Origin of the sequence: Exiguobacterium sp. CH10, from assembly GCF_018617635.1 — a bacterium.
Classification (GTDB): domain Bacteria; phylum Bacillota; class Bacilli; order Exiguobacteriales; family Exiguobacteriaceae; genus Exiguobacterium; species Exiguobacterium aestuarii_A.
The window spans coordinates 223,325-241,049 of record NZ_JACSKO010000001.1 but is presented as its reverse complement, the minus strand read 5'-3'; the positions used below and the strand labels follow the sequence as shown (position 1 = coordinate 241,049).

The 17,725-nt window shown below is 47.1% G+C and carries 24 protein-coding genes; 20 read left to right on the top strand and 4 right to left on the bottom strand.

Annotated features, from left to right (window positions below; translation table 11 throughout):
• Positions 1 to 13 precede the first annotated feature (13 nt).
• The 6 genes from KNP04_RS01275 to KNP04_RS01250 are packed head-to-tail and all read left to right on the top strand — an operon-like array spanning position 14 to position 5,034.
• Positions 14 to 1,189 (top strand): ABC transporter substrate-binding protein, encoded by a 1,176-nt coding sequence (locus KNP04_RS01275; RefSeq protein WP_214820149.1) that lies wholly within the window; start codon positions 14 to 16, stop codon positions 1,187 to 1,189.
• Positions 1,176 to 1,949: an ABC transporter permease gene (locus tag KNP04_RS01270; RefSeq protein ID WP_214820146.1), complete on the top strand. Its 774-nt coding sequence runs from the start codon at positions 1,176 to 1,178 to the stop codon at positions 1,947 to 1,949. Before KNP04_RS01275 ends, KNP04_RS01270 begins: the two co-directional genes overlap by 14 nt.
• Positions 1,946 to 2,653 carry an ABC transporter permease gene (locus KNP04_RS01265; RefSeq protein ID WP_214820145.1) on the top strand — a complete coding sequence of 236 codons (708 nt, stop codon included), beginning with the start codon at positions 1,946 to 1,948 and terminating at the stop codon, positions 2,651 to 2,653. Before KNP04_RS01270 ends, KNP04_RS01265 begins: the two co-directional genes overlap by 4 nt.
• Positions 2,650 to 3,537, top strand: coding sequence for an ABC transporter ATP-binding protein (locus KNP04_RS01260; RefSeq protein ID WP_214820144.1), 888 nt, complete (start codon positions 2,650 to 2,652; stop codon positions 3,535 to 3,537). Before KNP04_RS01265 ends, KNP04_RS01260 begins: the two co-directional genes overlap by 4 nt.
• Positions 3,530 to 4,111 carry a CDP-alcohol phosphatidyltransferase family protein gene (locus tag KNP04_RS01255; RefSeq protein WP_214692829.1) on the top strand — a complete coding sequence of 194 codons (582 nt, stop codon included), beginning with the start codon at positions 3,530 to 3,532 and terminating at the stop codon, positions 4,109 to 4,111. The genes KNP04_RS01260 and KNP04_RS01255 overlap by 8 nt, the downstream gene beginning before the upstream one ends.
• Positions 4,108 to 5,034, top strand: coding sequence for an NAD(P)/FAD-dependent oxidoreductase (locus KNP04_RS01250; RefSeq protein WP_214820143.1), 927 nt, complete (start codon positions 4,108 to 4,110; stop codon positions 5,032 to 5,034). The genes KNP04_RS01255 and KNP04_RS01250 overlap by 4 nt, the downstream gene beginning before the upstream one ends.
• A gap of 16 nt (positions 5,035 to 5,050) precedes the next feature.
• On the opposite strand, the gene KNP04_RS01245 is transcribed toward KNP04_RS01250, so the two are convergent.
• Positions 5,051 to 5,263 (bottom strand): hypothetical protein, encoded by a 213-nt coding sequence (locus tag KNP04_RS01245; RefSeq protein ID WP_214874495.1) that lies wholly within the window; start codon positions 5,261 to 5,263, stop codon positions 5,051 to 5,053.
• A gap of 245 nt (positions 5,264 to 5,508) precedes the next feature.
• On the bottom strand, positions 5,509 to 5,823 hold the full coding sequence (locus tag KNP04_RS01240) for a thioredoxin family protein (RefSeq protein WP_012726511.1): 315 nt from the start codon (positions 5,821 to 5,823) through the stop codon (positions 5,509 to 5,511).
• A 129-nt stretch (positions 5,824 to 5,952) separates the two neighbouring features.
• Here KNP04_RS01240 and KNP04_RS01235 point away from each other — a divergent pair, with 129 nt between their 5' ends.
• Positions 5,953 to 6,495, top strand: coding sequence for a PadR family transcriptional regulator (locus KNP04_RS01235; protein ID WP_214820139.1), 543 nt, complete (start codon positions 5,953 to 5,955; stop codon positions 6,493 to 6,495).
• A 6-nt stretch (positions 6,496 to 6,501) separates the two neighbouring features.
• On the opposite strand, the gene KNP04_RS01230 is transcribed toward KNP04_RS01235, so the two are convergent.
• Complete coding sequence (locus KNP04_RS01230; protein WP_214874494.1) at positions 6,502 to 7,332, bottom strand: aldo/keto reductase; 831 nt, start codon at positions 7,330 to 7,332, stop codon at positions 6,502 to 6,504.
• A gap of 72 nt (positions 7,333 to 7,404) precedes the next feature.
• On the opposite strand from KNP04_RS01230, the gene KNP04_RS01225 reads away from it, so the two are divergent.
• From KNP04_RS01225 to KNP04_RS01185, 9 genes are all read left to right on the top strand, one after another.
• Positions 7,405 to 7,935 carry an NUDIX hydrolase gene (locus KNP04_RS01225; protein WP_214692812.1) on the top strand — a complete coding sequence of 177 codons (531 nt, stop codon included), beginning with the start codon at positions 7,405 to 7,407 and terminating at the stop codon, positions 7,933 to 7,935.
• Positions 7,936 to 8,047: 112 nt separating this feature from the next.
• Positions 8,048 to 8,527 (top strand): ferric iron uptake transcriptional regulator, encoded by a 480-nt coding sequence (gene fur, locus KNP04_RS01220; protein WP_012726507.1) that lies wholly within the window; start codon positions 8,048 to 8,050, stop codon positions 8,525 to 8,527.
• A gap of 182 nt (positions 8,528 to 8,709) precedes the next feature.
• Positions 8,710 to 9,594: a site-specific tyrosine recombinase XerD gene (gene xerD / locus KNP04_RS01215; protein WP_214820135.1), complete on the top strand. Its 885-nt coding sequence runs from the start codon at positions 8,710 to 8,712 to the stop codon at positions 9,592 to 9,594.
• A gap of 23 nt (positions 9,595 to 9,617) precedes the next feature.
• Positions 9,618 to 10,784, top strand: coding sequence for a phosphopentomutase (gene deoB / locus KNP04_RS01210; protein ID WP_214820133.1), 1,167 nt, complete (start codon positions 9,618 to 9,620; stop codon positions 10,782 to 10,784).
• A gap of 13 nt (positions 10,785 to 10,797) precedes the next feature.
• Positions 10,798 to 11,607 (top strand): purine-nucleoside phosphorylase, encoded by an 810-nt coding sequence (locus KNP04_RS01205; RefSeq protein WP_214874493.1) that lies wholly within the window; start codon positions 10,798 to 10,800, stop codon positions 11,605 to 11,607.
• Positions 11,608 to 11,635: 28 nt separating this feature from the next.
• On the top strand, positions 11,636 to 12,937 hold the full coding sequence (locus KNP04_RS01200; protein WP_074033239.1) for a pyrimidine-nucleoside phosphorylase: 1,302 nt from the start codon (positions 11,636 to 11,638) through the stop codon (positions 12,935 to 12,937).
• Between the two features lie 115 nt (positions 12,938 to 13,052).
• Positions 13,053 to 13,493: a peptidylprolyl isomerase gene (locus KNP04_RS01195; RefSeq protein ID WP_074033238.1), complete on the top strand. Its 441-nt coding sequence runs from the start codon at positions 13,053 to 13,055 to the stop codon at positions 13,491 to 13,493.
• Between the two features lie 89 nt (positions 13,494 to 13,582).
• A complete protein-coding gene (locus KNP04_RS01190) occupies positions 13,583 to 13,939 on the top strand; it encodes a GCN5 family acetyltransferase (RefSeq protein WP_031423428.1) in 357 nt (118 codons plus the stop codon).
• A gap of 91 nt (positions 13,940 to 14,030) precedes the next feature.
• Complete coding sequence (locus KNP04_RS01185; RefSeq protein WP_214820131.1) at positions 14,031 to 14,333, top strand: hypothetical protein; 303 nt, start codon at positions 14,031 to 14,033, stop codon at positions 14,331 to 14,333.
• A 9-nt stretch (positions 14,334 to 14,342) separates the two neighbouring features.
• On the opposite strand, the gene KNP04_RS01180 is transcribed toward KNP04_RS01185, so the two are convergent.
• Positions 14,343 to 14,810 carry a DUF309 domain-containing protein gene (locus KNP04_RS01180; RefSeq protein ID WP_214692805.1) on the bottom strand — a complete coding sequence of 156 codons (468 nt, stop codon included), beginning with the start codon at positions 14,808 to 14,810 and terminating at the stop codon, positions 14,343 to 14,345.
• A gap of 83 nt (positions 14,811 to 14,893) precedes the next feature.
• On the opposite strand from KNP04_RS01180, the gene KNP04_RS01175 reads away from it, so the two are divergent.
• From KNP04_RS01175 to KNP04_RS01160, 4 genes are all read left to right on the top strand, one after another.
• Complete coding sequence (locus KNP04_RS01175; RefSeq protein ID WP_214692804.1) at positions 14,894 to 15,661, top strand: segregation/condensation protein A; 768 nt, start codon at positions 14,894 to 14,896, stop codon at positions 15,659 to 15,661.
• Positions 15,639 to 16,232, top strand: coding sequence for an SMC-Scp complex subunit ScpB (gene scpB, locus KNP04_RS01170; protein WP_074033229.1), 594 nt, complete (start codon positions 15,639 to 15,641; stop codon positions 16,230 to 16,232). The genes KNP04_RS01175 and scpB overlap by 23 nt, the downstream gene beginning before the upstream one ends.
• Positions 16,233 to 16,236: 4 nt before the next feature.
• Positions 16,237 to 16,995, top strand: coding sequence for a pseudouridine synthase (locus KNP04_RS01165; protein WP_074033228.1), 759 nt, complete (start codon positions 16,237 to 16,239; stop codon positions 16,993 to 16,995).
• A 136-nt stretch (positions 16,996 to 17,131) separates the two neighbouring features.
• Complete coding sequence (locus KNP04_RS01160) at positions 17,132 to 17,713, top strand: redoxin domain-containing protein (protein ID WP_074033227.1); 582 nt, start codon at positions 17,132 to 17,134, stop codon at positions 17,711 to 17,713.
• The last annotated feature ends 12 nt before the right edge of the window (positions 17,714 to 17,725 follow it).

Genomic DNA, 17,725 nt, shown 5'->3' with positions numbered 1-17,725 from the left:
AAGGGGGAGAACGATGAAGAAATGGAGAGTATTGCTCGCAACGCTTATGCTCACTTTCGTTGCAGCATGTGGGAATGAAGAAGCAGTTGAGTTTTCGGACACATTCGAAGCTGCGGCTGAGTCAGCGAACGGATCGACCGTCAACTTATATATGTGGGGTGGGGACGAGGGAATTAACAGCTATATTGATGACTATGTGGCACCCCGGCTTGAGGAATCTTACGATGTCGAGTTAAATCGTGTCGCTATGGATACGGCTGAATTCGTACGTCAGCTATCGCTCGACAAAAAAGCGGACAGACAAGTCGGAACAATCGACGTCGTCTGGATTAACGGCGACAATTTCCGAAATGCGAAAGAAGCAGAACTCCTTCGGGATGGACTGATGGAGCGTGTCCCAAATGCCACGTTATTAAATGAAACGGCTCAACAATCAGATGCCGGTATACCGACAGATGACTTGGAACTCGCTTGGGGAAATGTACAGTTTATCTTGCATTACGATGCAGCGAAAGTAGACAATCCTCCAGAATCGTTTGAGGAATTACGTCGCTGGACCGAAGACAACCCAGGTCGTTTCACGTATCCTGAAGTCACAGATTTCACTGGAAATGCTTTTGTCCGCCATCTTTTATATGAGCGCTACGGTGACGAATTGAACAAAAACGCGAACGTTGAAGAGTCGTTCTGGGATGATTTGAAAGCGTGGTCCCCGAATTTATGGAAAGAAGGACAGACGTATCCGAAGACGCTTGAACAACTCGATCAACTCTATGCATCCGGGGAAGTGTGGATGACGATGGGCTTCAATGAACGTCGAGCAGAAGCGGAAGTGATGGAAGGCATTTTCCCGAAAGAGACACGTGCACTTCTCTTAGATCACTCGATTGCCTCGACGCACTTTTTGGCTATCCCCTTCAATTCACCAAATCCAGATGGGGCGCTCGTTCTCATTCAAGAACTGTTGTCGCCAGAAGCTCAGCTCGTGAAACAAGGTCCTGATTATTGGGGAGATGGGACGTCACTCGATTTGACAAAACTTGACGCAAACGACCAACAAGCCTTCGAAGAGCTAGGAGACGGCGTGACGTATCCGAATCCGGAACAGTTACTCGAACGGTCGATTCCAGATTACGGACCGAACATCATTGATGTCGTACGCGAGGAGTGGCCGCGTGTTGCGAAGTAGTGTCGCGTTAACGATTCTCGTATCTTTTTTGCCGCTCGCTGCCCTCCTTTTTCTAGGAATGGAGGCGCTAGGGACGGATTGGGGCGCACTGTTGACGGACGAAACGTGGCGAGATAGTTTGTTCGCAACGCTTTATGTCGTCAGTGTGTCAACCACTCTATCACTCTTCTTCGGAACGTGGGTTGCACGGACGGTTGTAAAACAAAATTGGCGATTCACATCGACAATCTTGAAAATCCCAATGTTCGTTCCTCACATCGCAGCGGCGTATTTGTTTTGGCTATTATTTAGTGGGTCCAATAGTTTTTGGGGGATTGAGACGAACGAGCGAGATTATGTGACGGTCATCCTGACATACATATGGAAGGAGACACCGTTCGTCTTTTTAATGATGATTGGAACGTATGAACAATTGAATCGGGGTTACGTAGAAACGGCGAAAACGCTGCAACTTTCTCCCTTTGCACAATTCAAACATGCAGAGTTCCCATTTTTAATTAAACCGTTGCTCGACTCGACCTGGATTTTAATCGCTTTTATTTCATTTGCGTATGAGGTTCCGGCACTGCTTGGTGTGACCTATCCGAAACTAATCGGTGTCCTCGCTTACGAACGACTCTCTACGGGACTCTATTTGGAGGCGACAGAACCGTATGCCGTCGCCCTTATTTGGACATGTCTTGTCGGATTCGGTGTATTCGTGTCTTACGTGATCACCGCATCTATTCGTCGACGGATTGAACGGGGGGTGAGGCGATGATTCCTCAAGGATTCATCCTATTTATTGCGTTATTCCCGTTCGTCAGTTTATTTTTAGTCGCTCCGTCAATGGAAATCGGGAATGTTGAGTCCATTGTTCATACGGTTGGATTAACCATTATTCTATCTGGAATCAATGTGTGGCTAGCGACGACATTTGCCTGGTGGCTCTTATGGACAGAATCGAGATGGAAAAGTGTCATAGAATGGCTCGTGTTTTTACCGTTGTTCATTCCGATGCTTGCCACACTGTTTGGGCTTTACCTCATCTTGGCTGAAGTGGGACTGATTGGGACGTATGTCGGAGTCATACTTGCTTTGCTCGTCGTGACGATTCCATATTCAATCCGTCTCGCTTATAACGGAATGGCGGTCATCGGTCGTCCTCTTTTAGAACAGGCCCGACTATTGCCGATGAGTCGACGAGTCGTCTATGTATTATATCCGCTCTTCTCGAGAACGATGCGGACCATCGCGTTATTCACGACCGTCATTTTACTTAGTCAATTCGCACTCATTCAGCTAATCGGTGCAGGATTGATTCCGACAGTGACGACAGAATTGTATCAATCTTACGCGGGAAACAATAGGAGTCTCGCGCTCTCGAACACTTGGATGCTCATTTTATTCCCCGTAGCCATCTATTTCCTGCTTTCTGGATGGAATCGGTGGATGGTGCGTATGCTGAAAGGACGTTTGCAATGAGTTTGAATGTACACGATTTACGTAAACATTTTGGATCAAGACAAATATTAAACGGTGTCGATTTTAAGGTCGCACCTCATGACATTCATGCAATCGTCGGGGTGAGCGGCTCAGGGAAATCAACAATTCTCCGAATCATCGCTGGTCTCGAGACGGCTGATGGAGGTGATGTGTGGTGGAATCATCGCTCCTTAAACAACATTCCTGCCCATAAACGTCGCGTGACGATGCTATCGCAGACTGCATTGTTGTTCCCACATCTGACGGTAGGGGAGAACGTCACACTCGCGACACCTGGGCGTTCACGTAAACAAGCAGAACATTGGTTACAAGTCGTTCGCCTCACTGACCGGTACGATGCTGAAATACACGAACTATCGGGTGGCGAACAGCAACGTGTGAGCCTTGCCCGGGCTCTAGCAGCAGAACCGGAACTTCTGTTATTGGATGAACCGTTCACAAACCTTGACCCGAAGCTAAAACTTGATTTGCAACGTTTCATCCGTGACTTAGTCAAAGAGCTCAGCCTCACGGCAGTATTGGTCACCCATGACCGAGAAGAGGCGATGCTCATGGCAGATCGAGTGACACTGCTTGAAGCTGGCAAGGTGACGCAGACAGGGACCGTAGAGGAATTGTATGACTCCGCACCTGGATTCGGAGACTTTGTCATGCTCGATGGCAAACTTCGACCATTATCCGAGGTGGAAATATCCGAAACGATTGGTGAACCGGTGCAATTGATGAAGAAAATTTATCGGTTCGGTCAGTGCTTTGGAGAATATCATTTCGAGGATGGGAGGTCGGTCATGTTACCGACGCATGAATGGTTTCAAATCGGAATGTCATATCGAATCAAACGAAAGGAGGAATACCATGCTTGATACGTACGGGAGTCGTTACGTCCAACCTGTCATTGAACGGGGGGCGAATCGACTGCTCAAATGGAACTTTACACCGAATGAAGTAACCATTTTAGGCGGAATCATAGGGGTTTCGACAGGAATCTTTATTTATAATGACATGCACTGGACGGCCGTTATCTTATTGTGGCTATCCGGTTTGTTTGATGTCTTGGATGGAACGATGGCACGAAAATCCAAAACGACTGGTTTTGGAACGGTGCTCGACCTCGTCTTAGACCGGTTCGTCGAATTATCGGTCGTGATTGCCCTCGCACTTCGCTATCCGGAATACATGCCAATCTTTCTCATATTGATTGGATCATTTGTCATTGCGATGACGCTATTTTTGGCTGTTGGTGCAAGTAGTTCAAGGCGATCAGAGAAGACATTTTATTATCAGCCTGGAATCATTGAACGAACGGAATGCTTCATCTTGTTCACATTGATGATTCTCTTCCCGAACTGGGTCGGTGTGATTGCGCTCATCTTTTTAGTACTTGAAGTGATGACAATCACGCAACGATTCATCGAGGCGCGGAGAATTTTGCGATGAAACCAGTATTGATGTTGGCAGGACTCGGTCACGGCCAGCTTGAAATTTTGGACCGTATTGATGAGATTCGAGAGCATTACGAAGTTCAATTCATCGGAGGACGTCAGACGGTGTATACAGGTGCCTTCCCACAAGTGATTGCTGGGTTCATGAACTCCGCGACAGTCCAATTGCCTCGACTTGAACCGGTCGCAGAAAGGGTTATTTCAATTGATCCTCAACAGCAAACCGTTCAAACAGAACAGGGATTGTTTCACTACGATCAACTCGTGCTGGCGACTGGTGCAAAGAGTAGAGGCATTGGGACACCGCTTAAACCGATGTCACAAGCTTTACTTGGCCGTATCGATTCGAGTCCGGTAGTGACGATCGTCGGTGGGGGCAAGGCCGGTGTAGAATTGGCGTTTACGTGCGCAAGGACGAAAGACGTAACGCTGTATGCGAAAAAGATTTTGCCAGACGTGCCGCTCTATAGACAGAAGCAAATTGAACGTCTTTTAGTCAAATCAGGTATTATGGTCGTGAAACAACAGCTTCAAGATGACGCATCGGAGGGGCTCCTGCTAGATGCGACGGGCGTTGTTCCCGTAGAATGGTGGGCTGAATCCGGGCTTGCAAAACCTGACAATTTTATAGAGACGGATGAATATTTACGTCATCATCAGTTTACAAATATATATATAACAGGAGATATGGCATCCTGCTTAAATGGAGGCGTCGATGCTGTCAGGTCGGGACGCTATGTCGCCAAGCGCTTACTCGGTGAGACGAACCAACCATTTCGAAGACGTCAATCGATGAATATACTATTGACGACACCGGGTCATGCCTTGCTGACATTTGGACAGTTCACCTGGCATGGACGACTTCCGTATTATGTGAAGCGTTTCATTGACTCGCGATATGTCCGGCACTACAAGTAGTCGGAGGTCTAAAGCGTCATTCGCTTGGCATATAGCCGATCACTTCGTTCGATTTTGATTCAACGAGCACTTGTGGAATCTCGGCCGTGCGTTGTGAATCAGAAGGGAACGTGACGAGCCAGGCCCGTGTTCCTTCAAAACTTGAATCAACTAATTCATAACGATCATCGACTGTGATGGATTGAACCGTGACCTGTTTGCCATCTTCGTCGGTTGGTAGCCAATCCATATTGTTTAGATATTCAATTGCATGATTTATGATGACTTTCTCACCATCAGGTGGCAAAGGTGATGAGGTGGATGGTTGTTTGCAACCGACTAACATGAAGATGGTGAAACAAAGTGCGGTAAAAAGGCGAGTTTGAATCATGATTATTCTCCATTCTCGTTTGGTTATTTCTTACAGTATAGTCGGAGATGAGACAGGCATGTACAAAAAAATCCTGCAGCCGCGATAGGTCTGCAGGAATCAGGTTATGCTTGAATCGTATCGAGGAATGAACGGATTTGCATCTCCGTCTTGGCGTTTGCCGAGTGGAGGTGTTCTTGTTTTACCCCGTCTTTATAGTAAAGAAGTGAAGGGATGCCGCGAACTTCTTGAGCATCAGATAATTCTGGTAGTTCGTCGCGGTCGACGACATGCCAGTTAAACTGTGGATAGTCTTTGACGAGCTCGTCGACATACATGTCCAGACGTTTGCAGTCCGGGCACCATGATGTGGTGAAGACTACCATTCCATGATCTTTTGTGGCTTCGTCAAATTGTTGTGATGAATGAATCGGTTGCATAGACAACTCTCCTTTCTTCTATCTATTTTGTCGGGTTTTAAACGAGTCGTCAACAGATTGGCATTCTCGAATCCATAGAAGAATGTGATACACTTATAAAAATAGCATGATAAGGAAAAGGTGATGGATATGGCGTTACGTCACGCATTGCTCGGGTTATTGACCCATCAGCCTGCGACCGGGTATGCCCTGAACGCAACGTTCAAGGCGCAGATGATTCATTTTTGGAACGCACACCATACACAGATTTATCGGGAACTGTTAAAGATGGAAGAAGATGACCTTGTCTCAGCGGAGCATATTTCGCAACAGGAGTTGCCAGATAAGAAAATCTACTCGATCACGGACCAAGGACGTGAGGAGTTGATCAACTGGCTACGTCAACCGACAACGTTTCAACCAAAAATGAAAGATGAGAACCTATTGCGAGTCAGTCTGCTTCAATTGCTTCCGGTCGAAGAAGCGGTCCGATATATCGAAGAGACAAAAGCCCATCACGAACAAGTTGCCCAACAAATTCGGATGTTTCAAGAAGAACATCAATCAGATGAAGATACGCTCGGCTATTTATTGACGAGTGAATATGCGATTCGGATGATGGAAAACTATGCCGGATGGGCAGACTGGGCAATCGAACAGATTAAAGAACGTAATGAAAAACACGTGACCTGAAACAGTTCAGGTCACGTGTTTTGTATAAGGATGAATCGGCAGACGGGCGAGTAGTCGGTCAAGCGCATCTTCATCGATTTCAGTCTCGAACGCGCGAATCGTCTCGTTCAATTGCTTCACTGAAGAGGCACCAGGTAAGACGACGTCACAGAACCGCTTAGCGGCTTCGAGTGCATACGCCTGAATCGGATTTGGCATCATCGCCAATTCACTGGCAACTTCCTCTTTTCGCCACGACTCAAATCCTTTATCCCCGAGTCGTGTCTCCCATTCATCCGTTAGGAATCCTTTGGCAAGAACACCACGTCCAACGATTGGAATCGACAACTCAAGCGTCTCTGGTCGTCGGTCAAGAAGGGAATACGGCGTCATGAGCACATCGAGAGCTCCAGAAGCGACCCAATGTTTGATGACGTTCGGTCGAATCGACGAGAGTCCGATTTGTCGGATGAGACCGTCACGCTTTTGTTTTTGCGCCCATTCAATCGTTGCGTCGAGATTGTCCTCGAGCGTACCGCCGTGAATATAATATAAATCAAGATAATCGGTTTGTAATCGCTCGAGCGATCCGTGTAACGCTTCCTCTAAGTAGGACGGATCAGGATTCCAACGCATCCCGTCCTCAGTCAGTTCATTGCCACCTTTACTCGCTAAAAAGAGTTGTTTTCGTTCCTGACCTAACGTTTCACCGATTACATGCTCGACAGCTTGTCGTGCATAGACATCTGCTGTATCAATATGACGAATCCCCGATTGAATGGCCGTCTCGAGGATATTCTTCGCCTCGATCTCCCCATGTTTCAAAATCGTCATCGTTCCGAGTCCGAGTTCACTCATATGGATTCCTCCTTGTTCGAAATGTTGGTTTGACTCATAATCAGAGTATATCGAAAAGTGAGGAGTAATCATATGGAAGAAAAAACGATTGAGCGGGAAGTCATCTACGAAGGTAAGATTTTCGATGTGGAAAAGCATGTCGTCTCCCTTCCGAATGGAAACACGTCTGTGCGAGAACTCGTCTATCACAACGGTGCTGTTGCCGTACTCGTCATCGATGAATCAGACAAAATTGTCATGGTAGAGCAGTATCGAAAAGCGTTTGAATCGATGTCGCTTGAAATCCCAGCAGGCAAACTTGAAAAAGGGGAAGAACCGGTATCGAGTGCCGAACGTGAGTTAGCTGAAGAGACCGGATATACGGCGGAGTCGCTCGAAAAGATTTTCTCTTTCTACGGAGCCCCAGGTTTTTGCAGTGAACGAGTCGATGTGTTTGTCGCGAAAGGATTATCAGCGGGTGAAATGAATCTTGACGAGGATGAGTTTTTAAACGTGAAACGATATTCTTTTGAAGAAGCGGTTGATTTGTTAGACAGAGGTGTCATCACCGATGCGAAGACAATCATGGCGATACAATGGTGGCAATTGTCTAGATTAAAATAATTCTAATCTGAAATTTTATATGGTAAACTTACATAGTAATGATTTTAAATTGAAAATTGATTAAAACTTCGGTATGCTTTGTGTAGTGAACTATGTAAAGAGGGGGCGCCTTATGGAAACGCGAATTGAACGAATTAAACAGCAATTGAGCGCCAAAGGATATAAATTGACACCGCAACGTGAATCAACGGTTCGCATCTTACTTGAGAATGAGAGTGACCATTTGAGTGCCGAGAACGTCTTTATGCTCGTCAAGAGCATCGCACCAGAGATTGGACTCGCAACGGTGTATCGCACACTTGAGTTATTGACTGAGCTCGGTGTTGTCGATAAAGTCAACTTCGGTGACGGGGTCGCGCGCTTTGATCTGCGCCCAGAAGGGGCGAATCATTCGCATCACCATCTCGTCTGTGTCGAATGCGGATCGGTTGAGGAAATCATGGAAGACTTGCTCGTCGATGTTGAGAAAAAAGTCGAGAGCAAATATGAATTTTTGATTAAAGACCATCGCTTGACGTTTCACGGCATCTGTAAAGTGTGCCAAGCAAAAGGCGTCACGCTCGAAGGTCATAAAGCAGTAATTAACGGATAACGATTACTTTAAACCATTCTTTCTATAAGGATGGTTTTTTCTAATGTTCTTTTAAAGAAAAGGCTCACTTAATCTTGTCACAAAAAAGTGAATAAAAAATGAGGTCAGACATCTTCACAACGGTTTACATAAGTGATATGCTGTAAGCGTATTCAGGCGAAATGTGGAAGGAGGAGGGTATGATGCGTTCGCATATCGAGTCATTTCTTCAGTACATGACGGTTGAAAAGCGGATGTCCGCTAACACGAGACAAGCGTATGCGAGCGACTTGACGCAATACGCATCGACTTTGACCCAGTTGGGGGTGGAAGATTGGAACGACGTGACACGTTCTCATATCGTTAAGCATATCGAAGAGCTGTCACAGGCGGGGCGTGCTTCGTCTTCTTTGAGACGGGCTGTCAGTTCAATCCGCATGTTCCATCATCATCTAAAAATGACCGGGGTCACGACGACAGATCCGTCTCTTTATCTAGAGACGCCGAAAGCAGAGAAACACCTTCCGGATACTTGGTCACAAGCGGAAGTCGAGCGTCTCTTAGATAGCGTCCCGACATCCGACCCCCTATCACTTCGGGACCGTGCGATGCTCGAGTTGCTTTACGGGACCGGAATGCGGGTCAGTGAACTTTTAGGTCTTGATTTGGATGATTTGCAGTTCGAATTGGGGTATCTACAATGTGAAGGGAAAGGCGAGCGCGCTCGAATCATTCCGGTTTCGTCGGTCGCGCAAGGGTTTGTTGAGCGATATATTCAACAAGCTCGAAACGGACTCGGCGGCAGAGAGACCGAAGCGCTCTTTTTAAACGGCAGAGGTGGACGGCTCAGTCGTCAAGGATTTTGGAAGATGATCAAACGACGTGCCAAGCTTGCCGGAATTGATAAGGAGATCACACCTCACGTTCTCCGTCATTCCTTTGCGACACACTTGCTCGAGAACGGCGCTGATTTACGTGCCATTCAACAAATGCTCGGTCATGCGGATTTAGCGACGACGCAAGTGTATACACACGTCAATAAGTCGCGGCTACATGATGTGTATCGCAAGCATCACCCTCGTGCCTAGACATTGAAAAGGAGGAATTTTTTGTGAAGAAGTTTAAACGTATTTTTTTAGTGGTCATGGACTCGGTCGGTATCGGTGAAGCACCGGATGCTGAACAGTTCGGTGACAAAGGGGCCGATACGCTCGGACATATCGCTCGTGAACATAACGGATTGAACATGCCGAATATGGGAAAACTCGGACTCGCGAACATTAAACCGATTCAAGGAATCGACGTGTCGGAGACGCCAAGTGCATATGGTCGTATGGAAGAAATCTCGGCAGGTAAAGATACGATGACAGGTCATTGGGAAATCATGGGTCTTCATATCGAGACGCCATTCCGTGTTTTTGAAGAATTCCCGGACGATTTGATTCATCGTCTAGAAGAGTTCAGTGGCCGTAAAGTCATCGGAAACAAGCCGGCATCAGGTACAGCCATCTTAGATGAGCTCGGTAAAGAACATGTCGAGACAGGTGCGCTCATCGTTTATACATCAGCAGACTCGGTTTTACAGATCGCCGCGCACGAAGAGATTGTGCCAATCGACGAGTTGTACCGGATTTGTGAATACGCGCGTGAGATTACACGTGAAGACCCGTATATGCTCGGTCGTATTATCGCCCGTCCGTTCATCGGCACACCGGGTGCATGGGTACGTACGGCAAATCGTCATGACTACGCACTCAAACCTTTCGGTAAGACAGTCATGAATACGCTCGAAGAGGCTGGGAAAGATGTCATCGCTCTCGGGAAAATCAGTGATATCTACGACGGTGAAGGTGTGACGAAAGCGGTCCGTACGAAATCGAATATGGACGGGATGGACAAGTTGGTCGAATCACTCGAAGAAGATTTCGAAGGGCTTTGCTTCTTAAACTTGGTCGACTTTGACGCATTGTTCGGTCATCGTCGTGATCCGGAAGGCTACGCCGTCGCGCTTGAAGAATATGATGCCCGTCTACCTGAAGTGATGGAGCGTCTCCGTGAAGACGACTTACTCATCATCACGGCAGACCACGGGAATGACCCAGTACATGCTGGTACAGACCACACGCGTGAATATGTACCGCTCATCGTGCATCACACTGGAGCGAAAGCAGTTGATCTAGGTATTCGAGGTACGTTCGCAGATATCGGAGCGACAGTAGCTGACAACTTTGACGTTGTGGCACCATCAAACGGAAAGAGTTTCTTAAACGAAATTTGAGGAGGCAATATTCATGGTAAATTGGAACGAAACAAAAGCGTTTTTGCAGGAGCGTATGGGCGCTACACCAGAAATCGGACTTATTCTCGGGTCAGGCCTTGGAGTCCTCGCGGACGAAATTGAGAATCCGGTTGCAATCCCTTATGAAGAGATTCCACACTTCCCAGTATCAACTGTCGAAGGGCATGCGGGACAACTCGTGTTCGGAGAACTTGAAGGAAAACGCGTCGTCGCAATGCAAGGACGGTTCCACTTCTATGAAGGATACTCGATGGAACAGGTGACGTTCCCTGTTCGTGTACTTAAATTGATTGGTGTCGAAACACTCATCGTCACGAATGCAGCGGGCGCGTGTAACGAGTCGTTCAACCCTGGTGATTTGATGATCATCACGGATCACATCAACTTCTTCGGGACGAGCCCACTTATCGGGAAGAATGCGAGTGAATTCGGGACTCGCTTCCCAGATATGTCAGAAGCGTACGATAAAGAGCTCGTGAAATTGACAGAACGCGTTGCTTCTGACCTCGGACTCACTGTCCAAAAAGGGGTTTACTTCGGGAACACAGGTCCAACTTACGAGACACCAGCAGAAGTGAAAATGGCACGTCTTCTCGGTGGTGACGTCGTCGGGATGTCGACGGTACCAGAAGTCATCGTTGCGCGTCACTCGGATATGCGCGTCCTCGGGATTTCGTGTGTATCGAACATGGCGGCAGGGATTTTAGATCAACCACTTAACCATGAAGAAGTCATTGAGACGACGGAACGTGTCCGTCAAGACTTCCTTTCACTCGTGCGCGGCACGATTAAAAGCATGTAAGTAACTTATTTCTAGGAGGACGACAGTTATGCGTATGGTCGATTTGATTTTGAAAAAACGTAACGGTGGAGAATTGAACGAAGAGGAGATTCGCTTCGTCGTCGAAGGATTCACGAACGAAACAATTCCTGACTATCAGATGTCGGCATTGTCGATGGCCATCTATTTTAACGGGATGACTGAAAACGAGACGGCAGCCTTGACGATGGAAATGGTGAAGTCGGGCGATACGATCGATCTTTCGAACATCGAAGGGAAGAAAGTCGATAAGCACTCAACGGGCGGAGTCGGTGACAAGATCAGCTTGATCGTCGCACCACTCGTCGCGTCAATCGGGATCCCGGTCGCGAAAATGAGTGGTCGTGGACTTGGACATACGGGTGGTACGATCGATAAACTCGAATCGTTCCCAGGTTTTAACGTCGAATTGACGGAAGAACAATTCACGAAACAAGTAAACGACATTAAGATGTCGATTATCGGTCAGACGGGGAACTTGACGCCAGCTGACAAACGTCTTTATGCGCTACGTGATGTGACGGCTACCGTTGAGTCGATTCCACTCATCGCGAGTTCAATCATGTCGAAAAAGATCGCAGCAGGAGCTGACAGTATCGTCCTCGACGTCAAGACGGGTTCTGGTGCGTTCATGAAGTCGTTCGATGATGCGAAAGCACTCGCAGAAGAGATGGTCGCAATCGGGAAGAACGTCGGTCGTAAGACGGTCGCTGTCATCACCGACATGGACCAACCGCTCGGCTTTGAAATCGGGAACGCGAACGAAGTGAAAGAAGCGATTGAAGTCCTTTCAGGTAAGGAAGTAGAAGACTTGAAAACAATCGCGCTCACGATTGCAGGTCATATGGCTGTACTCGGTGATTTCTATCCAACGTTTGACGAAGCATATGCAGACCTTGAAAAACGAATTGCTGACGGTCATGCCCTCGAGGTGTTCCGTAAGTTCGTCGAAGCACAAGGTGGAGACGCGTCGCTCGTCGATGACGTGACAAAATTACCTCAAGCTTCCTACGAGACGACATTCGTCGCAAAAGAAGCAGGTTATGTCGAGTCAATCATTGCTGACGAAGTCGGTGTCGCAGCGATGCTTCTCGGAGCGGGTCGTGCGACGAAAGAAGACAAGATCGACTTCGCGGCAGGCATCACGCTCGAGAAGAAAGTTGGCGACCGTGTCGAGGCGGGCGATGTGATTGCCGTGCTCCGCTCGAACATGGAAGACATGTCTTCGGCTGTCGAACGTTTAGATCACGCGTATACAATCGGTGCGACGAAACCAGAAGCTCGCCCACTCGTTCACGCTGTCATCCAATAAGGCAGAACGTCTGTTTCCACAAAAAAAGTGGAGACAGACGTGTTTTTTTGATAAGATGGGTAATGTGAGTGAAAAACAGCAGGATACATATTCAAATAAAGGGGTTGCTTGAAACATGAAAAAAGGTTCTATGAAACTTGAAAATGGCGAAATGATTGAATTTGATTTATTCCACAACGAGGCACCAATCACGGTTGAAAACTTTGAAAAACTTGCGAACAGCGGGTTCTATAACGGATTAACATTCCACCGTGTCATTCCTGGATTCGTCAGCCAAGGCGGTTGCCCGGATGGTACTGGAATGGGTGGCGCTGGTTATACGATTCCATGTGAGACATCGACATCTTTCCCACACAAACACGAAGCGGGATCACTCTCGATGGCACACGCAGGACGTAACACAGGGTCTTCACAGTTCTTCATCGTCCATGAGCCACAACCACACTTGGATGGCGTCCATACAGTTTTCGGTAAAGTGACATCTGGTCTTGAACATGCCGTCAAACTTCGTCAAGGAACGAAGATGGCAGAAGTGAAGGTTTGGGACGAGAATTGATTTTTGCCTGAAGGTTATGGCACAATGAACCATGTCTCTCACGTCTTCACATCGTGAAACTTGAATGACTAAAGGTGGTGAACCCAGCGATGCTGGTCAAATATAAACGTTCTTATGAAAAGACGGCGATGGGTCTACTCGCATTCTCATGCAGTGACAAATCTCCGCTTAGCTTGCTTGAACTCGTCCGATCGTATGACGAGGAAGAGTCGAAGTTCCTCTATTTGTGGAAAGTCGGTGAAGACTTCGTCGGCATCATTGGAATGGAGCAGCAAGGAACGACGATGGTCATCGACCATATCGCCTTGTCGCCATCATTCCGTGGCGAGAAACGTTCTTACGAGCTTCTAGACGAGGTGAGAAACGTACTTCCACTTGATTTGACGTTAACCGGTACAGGCAAGACGGGCGATTTATTGGATAAATGGAATCAACTAGTCGTCTGATGACAAAAACCCCCGTAATCACGATTGTGATTACGGGGGTTTTACATATTGCAGGGACTAAATCACAAAACCCGTTAAATGAGGTGGATTCATGAATCGAGTAACGATTGATGAACTGATCAATCGATTGGAGCAAGTGCTCAGGCATGAACGGACGAGAGAAGAATTCTCTGACTGGGCATATCAGTGGATGAAACAATATGAAAATATAGATAGTTTTGATTGGACAGCTTCCGACGAGGTGATTTGGTCCTGCTTACAAACAATCTATGGCATGGATTTACTTGAAACACCTTCCCAATATTTACATAATCGGAGCGATCTCGAAAGTTGGGTGACGGCGTTTAAGAAGTTAAAAAAGATCATCATTGATTATGAAAAGGAGACGTCTTGAATCTTGACGTCAACTTCTTGCACGTTGCCTTTTTAAAAGTGCCAACTCCCGTTCCGTGATGACCTCACTCCGGTCACGGTGAAGATGCTTGTGGACCAATTCCTCGAACGACAGGTCTGTCGATGGGAACGTCGGTTTTAGTGATTCGACCGTGTCACGAACATCCTGTTGTAATGGGAGCTTCGTGTGTAACGGCCATTCATCAAGCTGTGCGATGAAGGAGTCGACATCCAGACCGAGCTCATGTAAATAGGGGGAAGCGATGTCCATCTTTCGACGTAAGAGTCGCAAGCTCTTTTTCGCGCCGATGAGATTGTCTCGTCGTAGATGATAGTGAATGACGGCGTATTGGATGAGTGCCGCATAGCCGTGATGACGACGTCCGTCTGCCTGCCACGCTTCTTCTAATACCTCATGACATTCGAAATAATCGGCATGACATTCAAAAAGCAACGTATAATGAATAAAAGGGGTCATGAATCATTTTTCTCCTTTCGTGTCCACGGTGTTATAAAACATGTTATACTAAAGCGCAAAAATGTAAAATGGCAGGTGTCTCTATGGAAGCCTATAACGTTAAAATCGATACGTTCGAAGGTCCACTCGACCTGTTGCTCCATTTGATCGGAAAAATGGAGATTGATATCGTCGACATTTCCGTGGCAGAAGTCACTGACCAGTATGTCGGCTATATTCGCACGATGCAAAAATTTGAACTCGACGTGGCCAGTGAATACTTGGTCATGGCGGCGACGTTGCTCCAGTTAAAGAGCAAGCAGTTGTTACCGCCTGTTCAGGTCGAGGATGAGGATGTTCCAGACTTTAGCGAAGAACCAACACGTGAGGGGCTCATTCGTCAATTGATCGAATACAAAGCATATAAAGAAGCAGTCGTTTTTATGCGTGAACAGGAAGAACATCGTCTTGAATTGTATACACGACCGGGAGAAGATTTGACGAACTACATGTCAGAGGAAGTGTCGAAGTACGACGGACCGCTGAACTTCTCAGACCTTCTTCATGCCTATTCTAAAATGATTGAACGGAAACGTTGGAAAGAACGACGCAAAAAGACGATTAAACGCGAAGAGCGAACGCTCGAGGAACAGATGACGAGACTTCATGAACACGTTTCTTCTACGCGACAGACATCGTTTTTCGCCTTCTTTGTAGAACGACCGAACGTCTCAGATCTCGTCGTGACGTTTATGGCGCTTCTTGAGCTGATCAAGCTACGGGTCGTCGAAACGAAACAACTTGACCAAGACATTCAAATCTCGTTCATCGAATCATCAAAGAAAGGGGATGAAGCGGTTGCTGTCCTATGAAACGATTATCGAAGGATTGCTATTCGTCGTTGGGGACGAAGGGATGGAAGTCCGGGCGCTCGCAGAGACGCTCGACATCTCAGAGGCTGCTGCGCGAGAACAGCTCAGTAAGTTAGAAGCCTCGTTCAAAACGTCGAACCGACCGTTCCAACTGATGGAATCGGCAGGTGTGTACAAACTTGTGACCGTTCCAGATGTGTCTCCCTACATTCAAAAGTATGTCGGGACGATGGCTGAACAGGCACTTTCACGAGCGGCGATGGAGACGCTCGTCATTATCGCCTATAAGCAGCCGGTCACGCGGGCGGACATCGAAGAGGTTCGCGGTGTCAAAGTGGAGCGAGTTATTCATACACTATTATCAAAAGGGTTAATCGAATCAGCTGGCCGTGCAAAAACAATTGGTCGTGCCAAGTTGTATCGAACGACAGAGCACTTCCTCGACCATTTTGGATTTAACTCACTCGAGGAATTACCACCATTAACATTTGAGGATGAACTGACAGACGAAGGCGATTTGTTCTTCGGTCAGGAATCACCGAAGCAAGAAGAGAGATTGGAGAAGGATTAATCATATGGAACGTTTGCAAAAAGTAATCGCACAAGCGGGGGTCGCCTCGCGTCGTAAAGCGGAAGAAATGATTTTGGATGGTCGCGTCCGCGTCAACGGAAAAGTGGTACGTGAACTCGGGACGAAAGTCGGACCGAAGTCAGAGATTGAGGTCGATGGCGTCAAAATCGAGCAAGAAGAGCATGTCTACTACGTGCTCTATAAACCGAGCGGCTATGTGTCGACGGTAGAAGACGATAAAGGACGTAAAGTGATCACGGACCTCGTGCCACCAGGGGCACGTGTTTTCCCGGTCGGACGTCTTGACTATAACACGACAGGACTCATCATCTTGACGAATGATGGAGAGTTCTCGAACATGATGACGCATCCGAAATATAAGATTCAAAAGCGTTATGTGGCAAAAGTGAAGAACATCCCTTCTTACTTGGCAATCAAGCAACTAGAGTCAGGTGTTCAGCTCGATGACGGATTCAAAACGGGTAGTGCGAAAGTGAAGATGAAGTCTGTCGACCAGAAAAAGAACACGGCCATCCTTGAGATTGTCATCTCGGAAGGACACAATCGTCAAATCCGTCGCATGGTCGAAGCAATCGGTTCTGAGGTCATCAAACTAAAGCGTGAACAGTTCGGTTTCTTGACGCTCGACGGTCTCAACACTGGCGACTGGCGTGAACTTTCACACAAAGAAATCAGCAAGCTTCGTGAACTCGCGAATCCGACGGTCCCACCTAAACCACGAGGCAAAAAGAAGAAAAAATAACAACAAAAAATCGTCCTGAAATAGGATGATTTTTTTGATTGTGTAAATTGTGTGACAAAAAAATGAAAAAAGTCTGTTAATGTGCGTTTTTAATGTTTTTTCAGTACAATAGCAACTGAAGGATGGTGTGAAAACGATGACAAAAGATCAAAACAAAGACGACCGCATGGAACAAGCGGTCGCGAAAAAGAAAAAGAGGTCATTTTGGCGCTTGATGATTATGACGGTCGTTCTCTTTGCGGGAGCCATCACCGTCATGCAATTGTTCGACCAAGCTGGTAATGACGGACGCATCGAGGCAGGTGACGAGGCACCGAACTTCAAACTCGTTACACTCGACGGTTCGACCCTTTATGAACGTGACACATACGAAGGAAAAGGAATGCTTCTCAACTTCTGGGGTACTTTCTGTGAACCTTGTAAGAAAGAAATGCCAGTCGTACAAGAAAATTACGCAACACTCCAAGACATGGGTGTCGATTTTTGGGCGGTGAACGTCGGTGAGACGCCGCTTCGCGTCGATAACTTTGTGAACGACCTCGGTGTCGGTCTCGATTATCCGATCTTGATGGACACGAAGAGTGAAGTCGAGAAAGCCTATGGCATTTATAACTTACCTGTCACATTCGTCATCGATGGTGAAGGAAACGTAATCGAAAAATATGAAGGTGAACTCACGAAAGAGAAATTGATGGAGCTAGCCGAGAAGTCATTGTAAGCGAACGGGGGA

Excerpts from the sequence above, each read along its gene's own strand:
- KNP04_RS01275 (WP_214820149.1), top strand. The coding sequence starts at position 14 with ATGAAGAAATGGAGAGTATTGCTCGCAACGCTTATGCTCACTTTCGTT.
- KNP04_RS01265 (WP_214820145.1), top strand. The coding sequence starts at position 1,946 with ATGATTCCTCAAGGATTCATCCTATTTATTGCGTTATTCCCGTTCGTC.
- KNP04_RS01260 (WP_214820144.1), top strand. The coding sequence starts at position 2,650 with ATGAGTTTGAATGTACACGATTTACGTAAACATTTTGGATCAAGACAA.
- KNP04_RS01255 (WP_214692829.1), top strand. The coding sequence starts at position 3,530 with ATGCTTGATACGTACGGGAGTCGTTACGTCCAACCTGTCATTGAACGG.
- KNP04_RS01250 (WP_214820143.1), top strand. The coding sequence starts at position 4,108 with ATGAAACCAGTATTGATGTTGGCAGGACTCGGTCACGGCCAGCTTGAA.
- KNP04_RS01245 (WP_214874495.1), bottom strand. The coding sequence starts at position 5,263 with ATGGATTGGCTACCAACCGACGAAGATGGCAAACAGGTCACGGTTCAA.
- KNP04_RS01240 (WP_012726511.1), bottom strand. The coding sequence starts at position 5,823 with ATGCAACCGATTCATTCATCACAACAATTTGACGAAGCCACAAAAGAT.
- KNP04_RS01235 (WP_214820139.1), top strand. The coding sequence starts at position 5,953 with ATGGCGTTACGTCACGCATTGCTCGGGTTATTGACCCATCAGCCTGCG.
- KNP04_RS01230 (WP_214874494.1), bottom strand. The coding sequence starts at position 7,332 with ATGAGTGAACTCGGACTCGGAACGATGACGATTTTGAAACATGGGGAG.
- KNP04_RS01225 (WP_214692812.1), top strand. The coding sequence starts at position 7,405 with ATGGAAGAAAAAACGATTGAGCGGGAAGTCATCTACGAAGGTAAGATT.
- fur (WP_012726507.1), top strand. The coding sequence starts at position 8,048 with ATGGAAACGCGAATTGAACGAATTAAACAGCAATTGAGCGCCAAAGGA.
- xerD (WP_214820135.1), top strand. The coding sequence starts at position 8,710 with ATGCGTTCGCATATCGAGTCATTTCTTCAGTACATGACGGTTGAAAAG.
- KNP04_RS01205 (WP_214874493.1), top strand. The coding sequence starts at position 10,798 with ATGGTAAATTGGAACGAAACAAAAGCGTTTTTGCAGGAGCGTATGGGC.
- KNP04_RS01200 (WP_074033239.1), top strand. The coding sequence starts at position 11,636 with ATGCGTATGGTCGATTTGATTTTGAAAAAACGTAACGGTGGAGAATTG.
- KNP04_RS01195 (WP_074033238.1), top strand. The coding sequence starts at position 13,053 with ATGAAAAAAGGTTCTATGAAACTTGAAAATGGCGAAATGATTGAATTT.
- KNP04_RS01190 (WP_031423428.1), top strand. The coding sequence starts at position 13,583 with ATGCTGGTCAAATATAAACGTTCTTATGAAAAGACGGCGATGGGTCTA.
- KNP04_RS01185 (WP_214820131.1), top strand. The coding sequence starts at position 14,031 with ATGAATCGAGTAACGATTGATGAACTGATCAATCGATTGGAGCAAGTG.
- KNP04_RS01180 (WP_214692805.1), bottom strand. The coding sequence starts at position 14,810 with ATGACCCCTTTTATTCATTATACGTTGCTTTTTGAATGTCATGCCGAT.
- KNP04_RS01175 (WP_214692804.1), top strand. The coding sequence starts at position 14,894 with ATGGAAGCCTATAACGTTAAAATCGATACGTTCGAAGGTCCACTCGAC.
- scpB (WP_074033229.1), top strand. The coding sequence starts at position 15,639 with ATGAAGCGGTTGCTGTCCTATGAAACGATTATCGAAGGATTGCTATTC.
- KNP04_RS01165 (WP_074033228.1), top strand. The coding sequence starts at position 16,237 with ATGGAACGTTTGCAAAAAGTAATCGCACAAGCGGGGGTCGCCTCGCGT.
- KNP04_RS01160 (WP_074033227.1), top strand. The coding sequence starts at position 17,132 with ATGACAAAAGATCAAAACAAAGACGACCGCATGGAACAAGCGGTCGCG.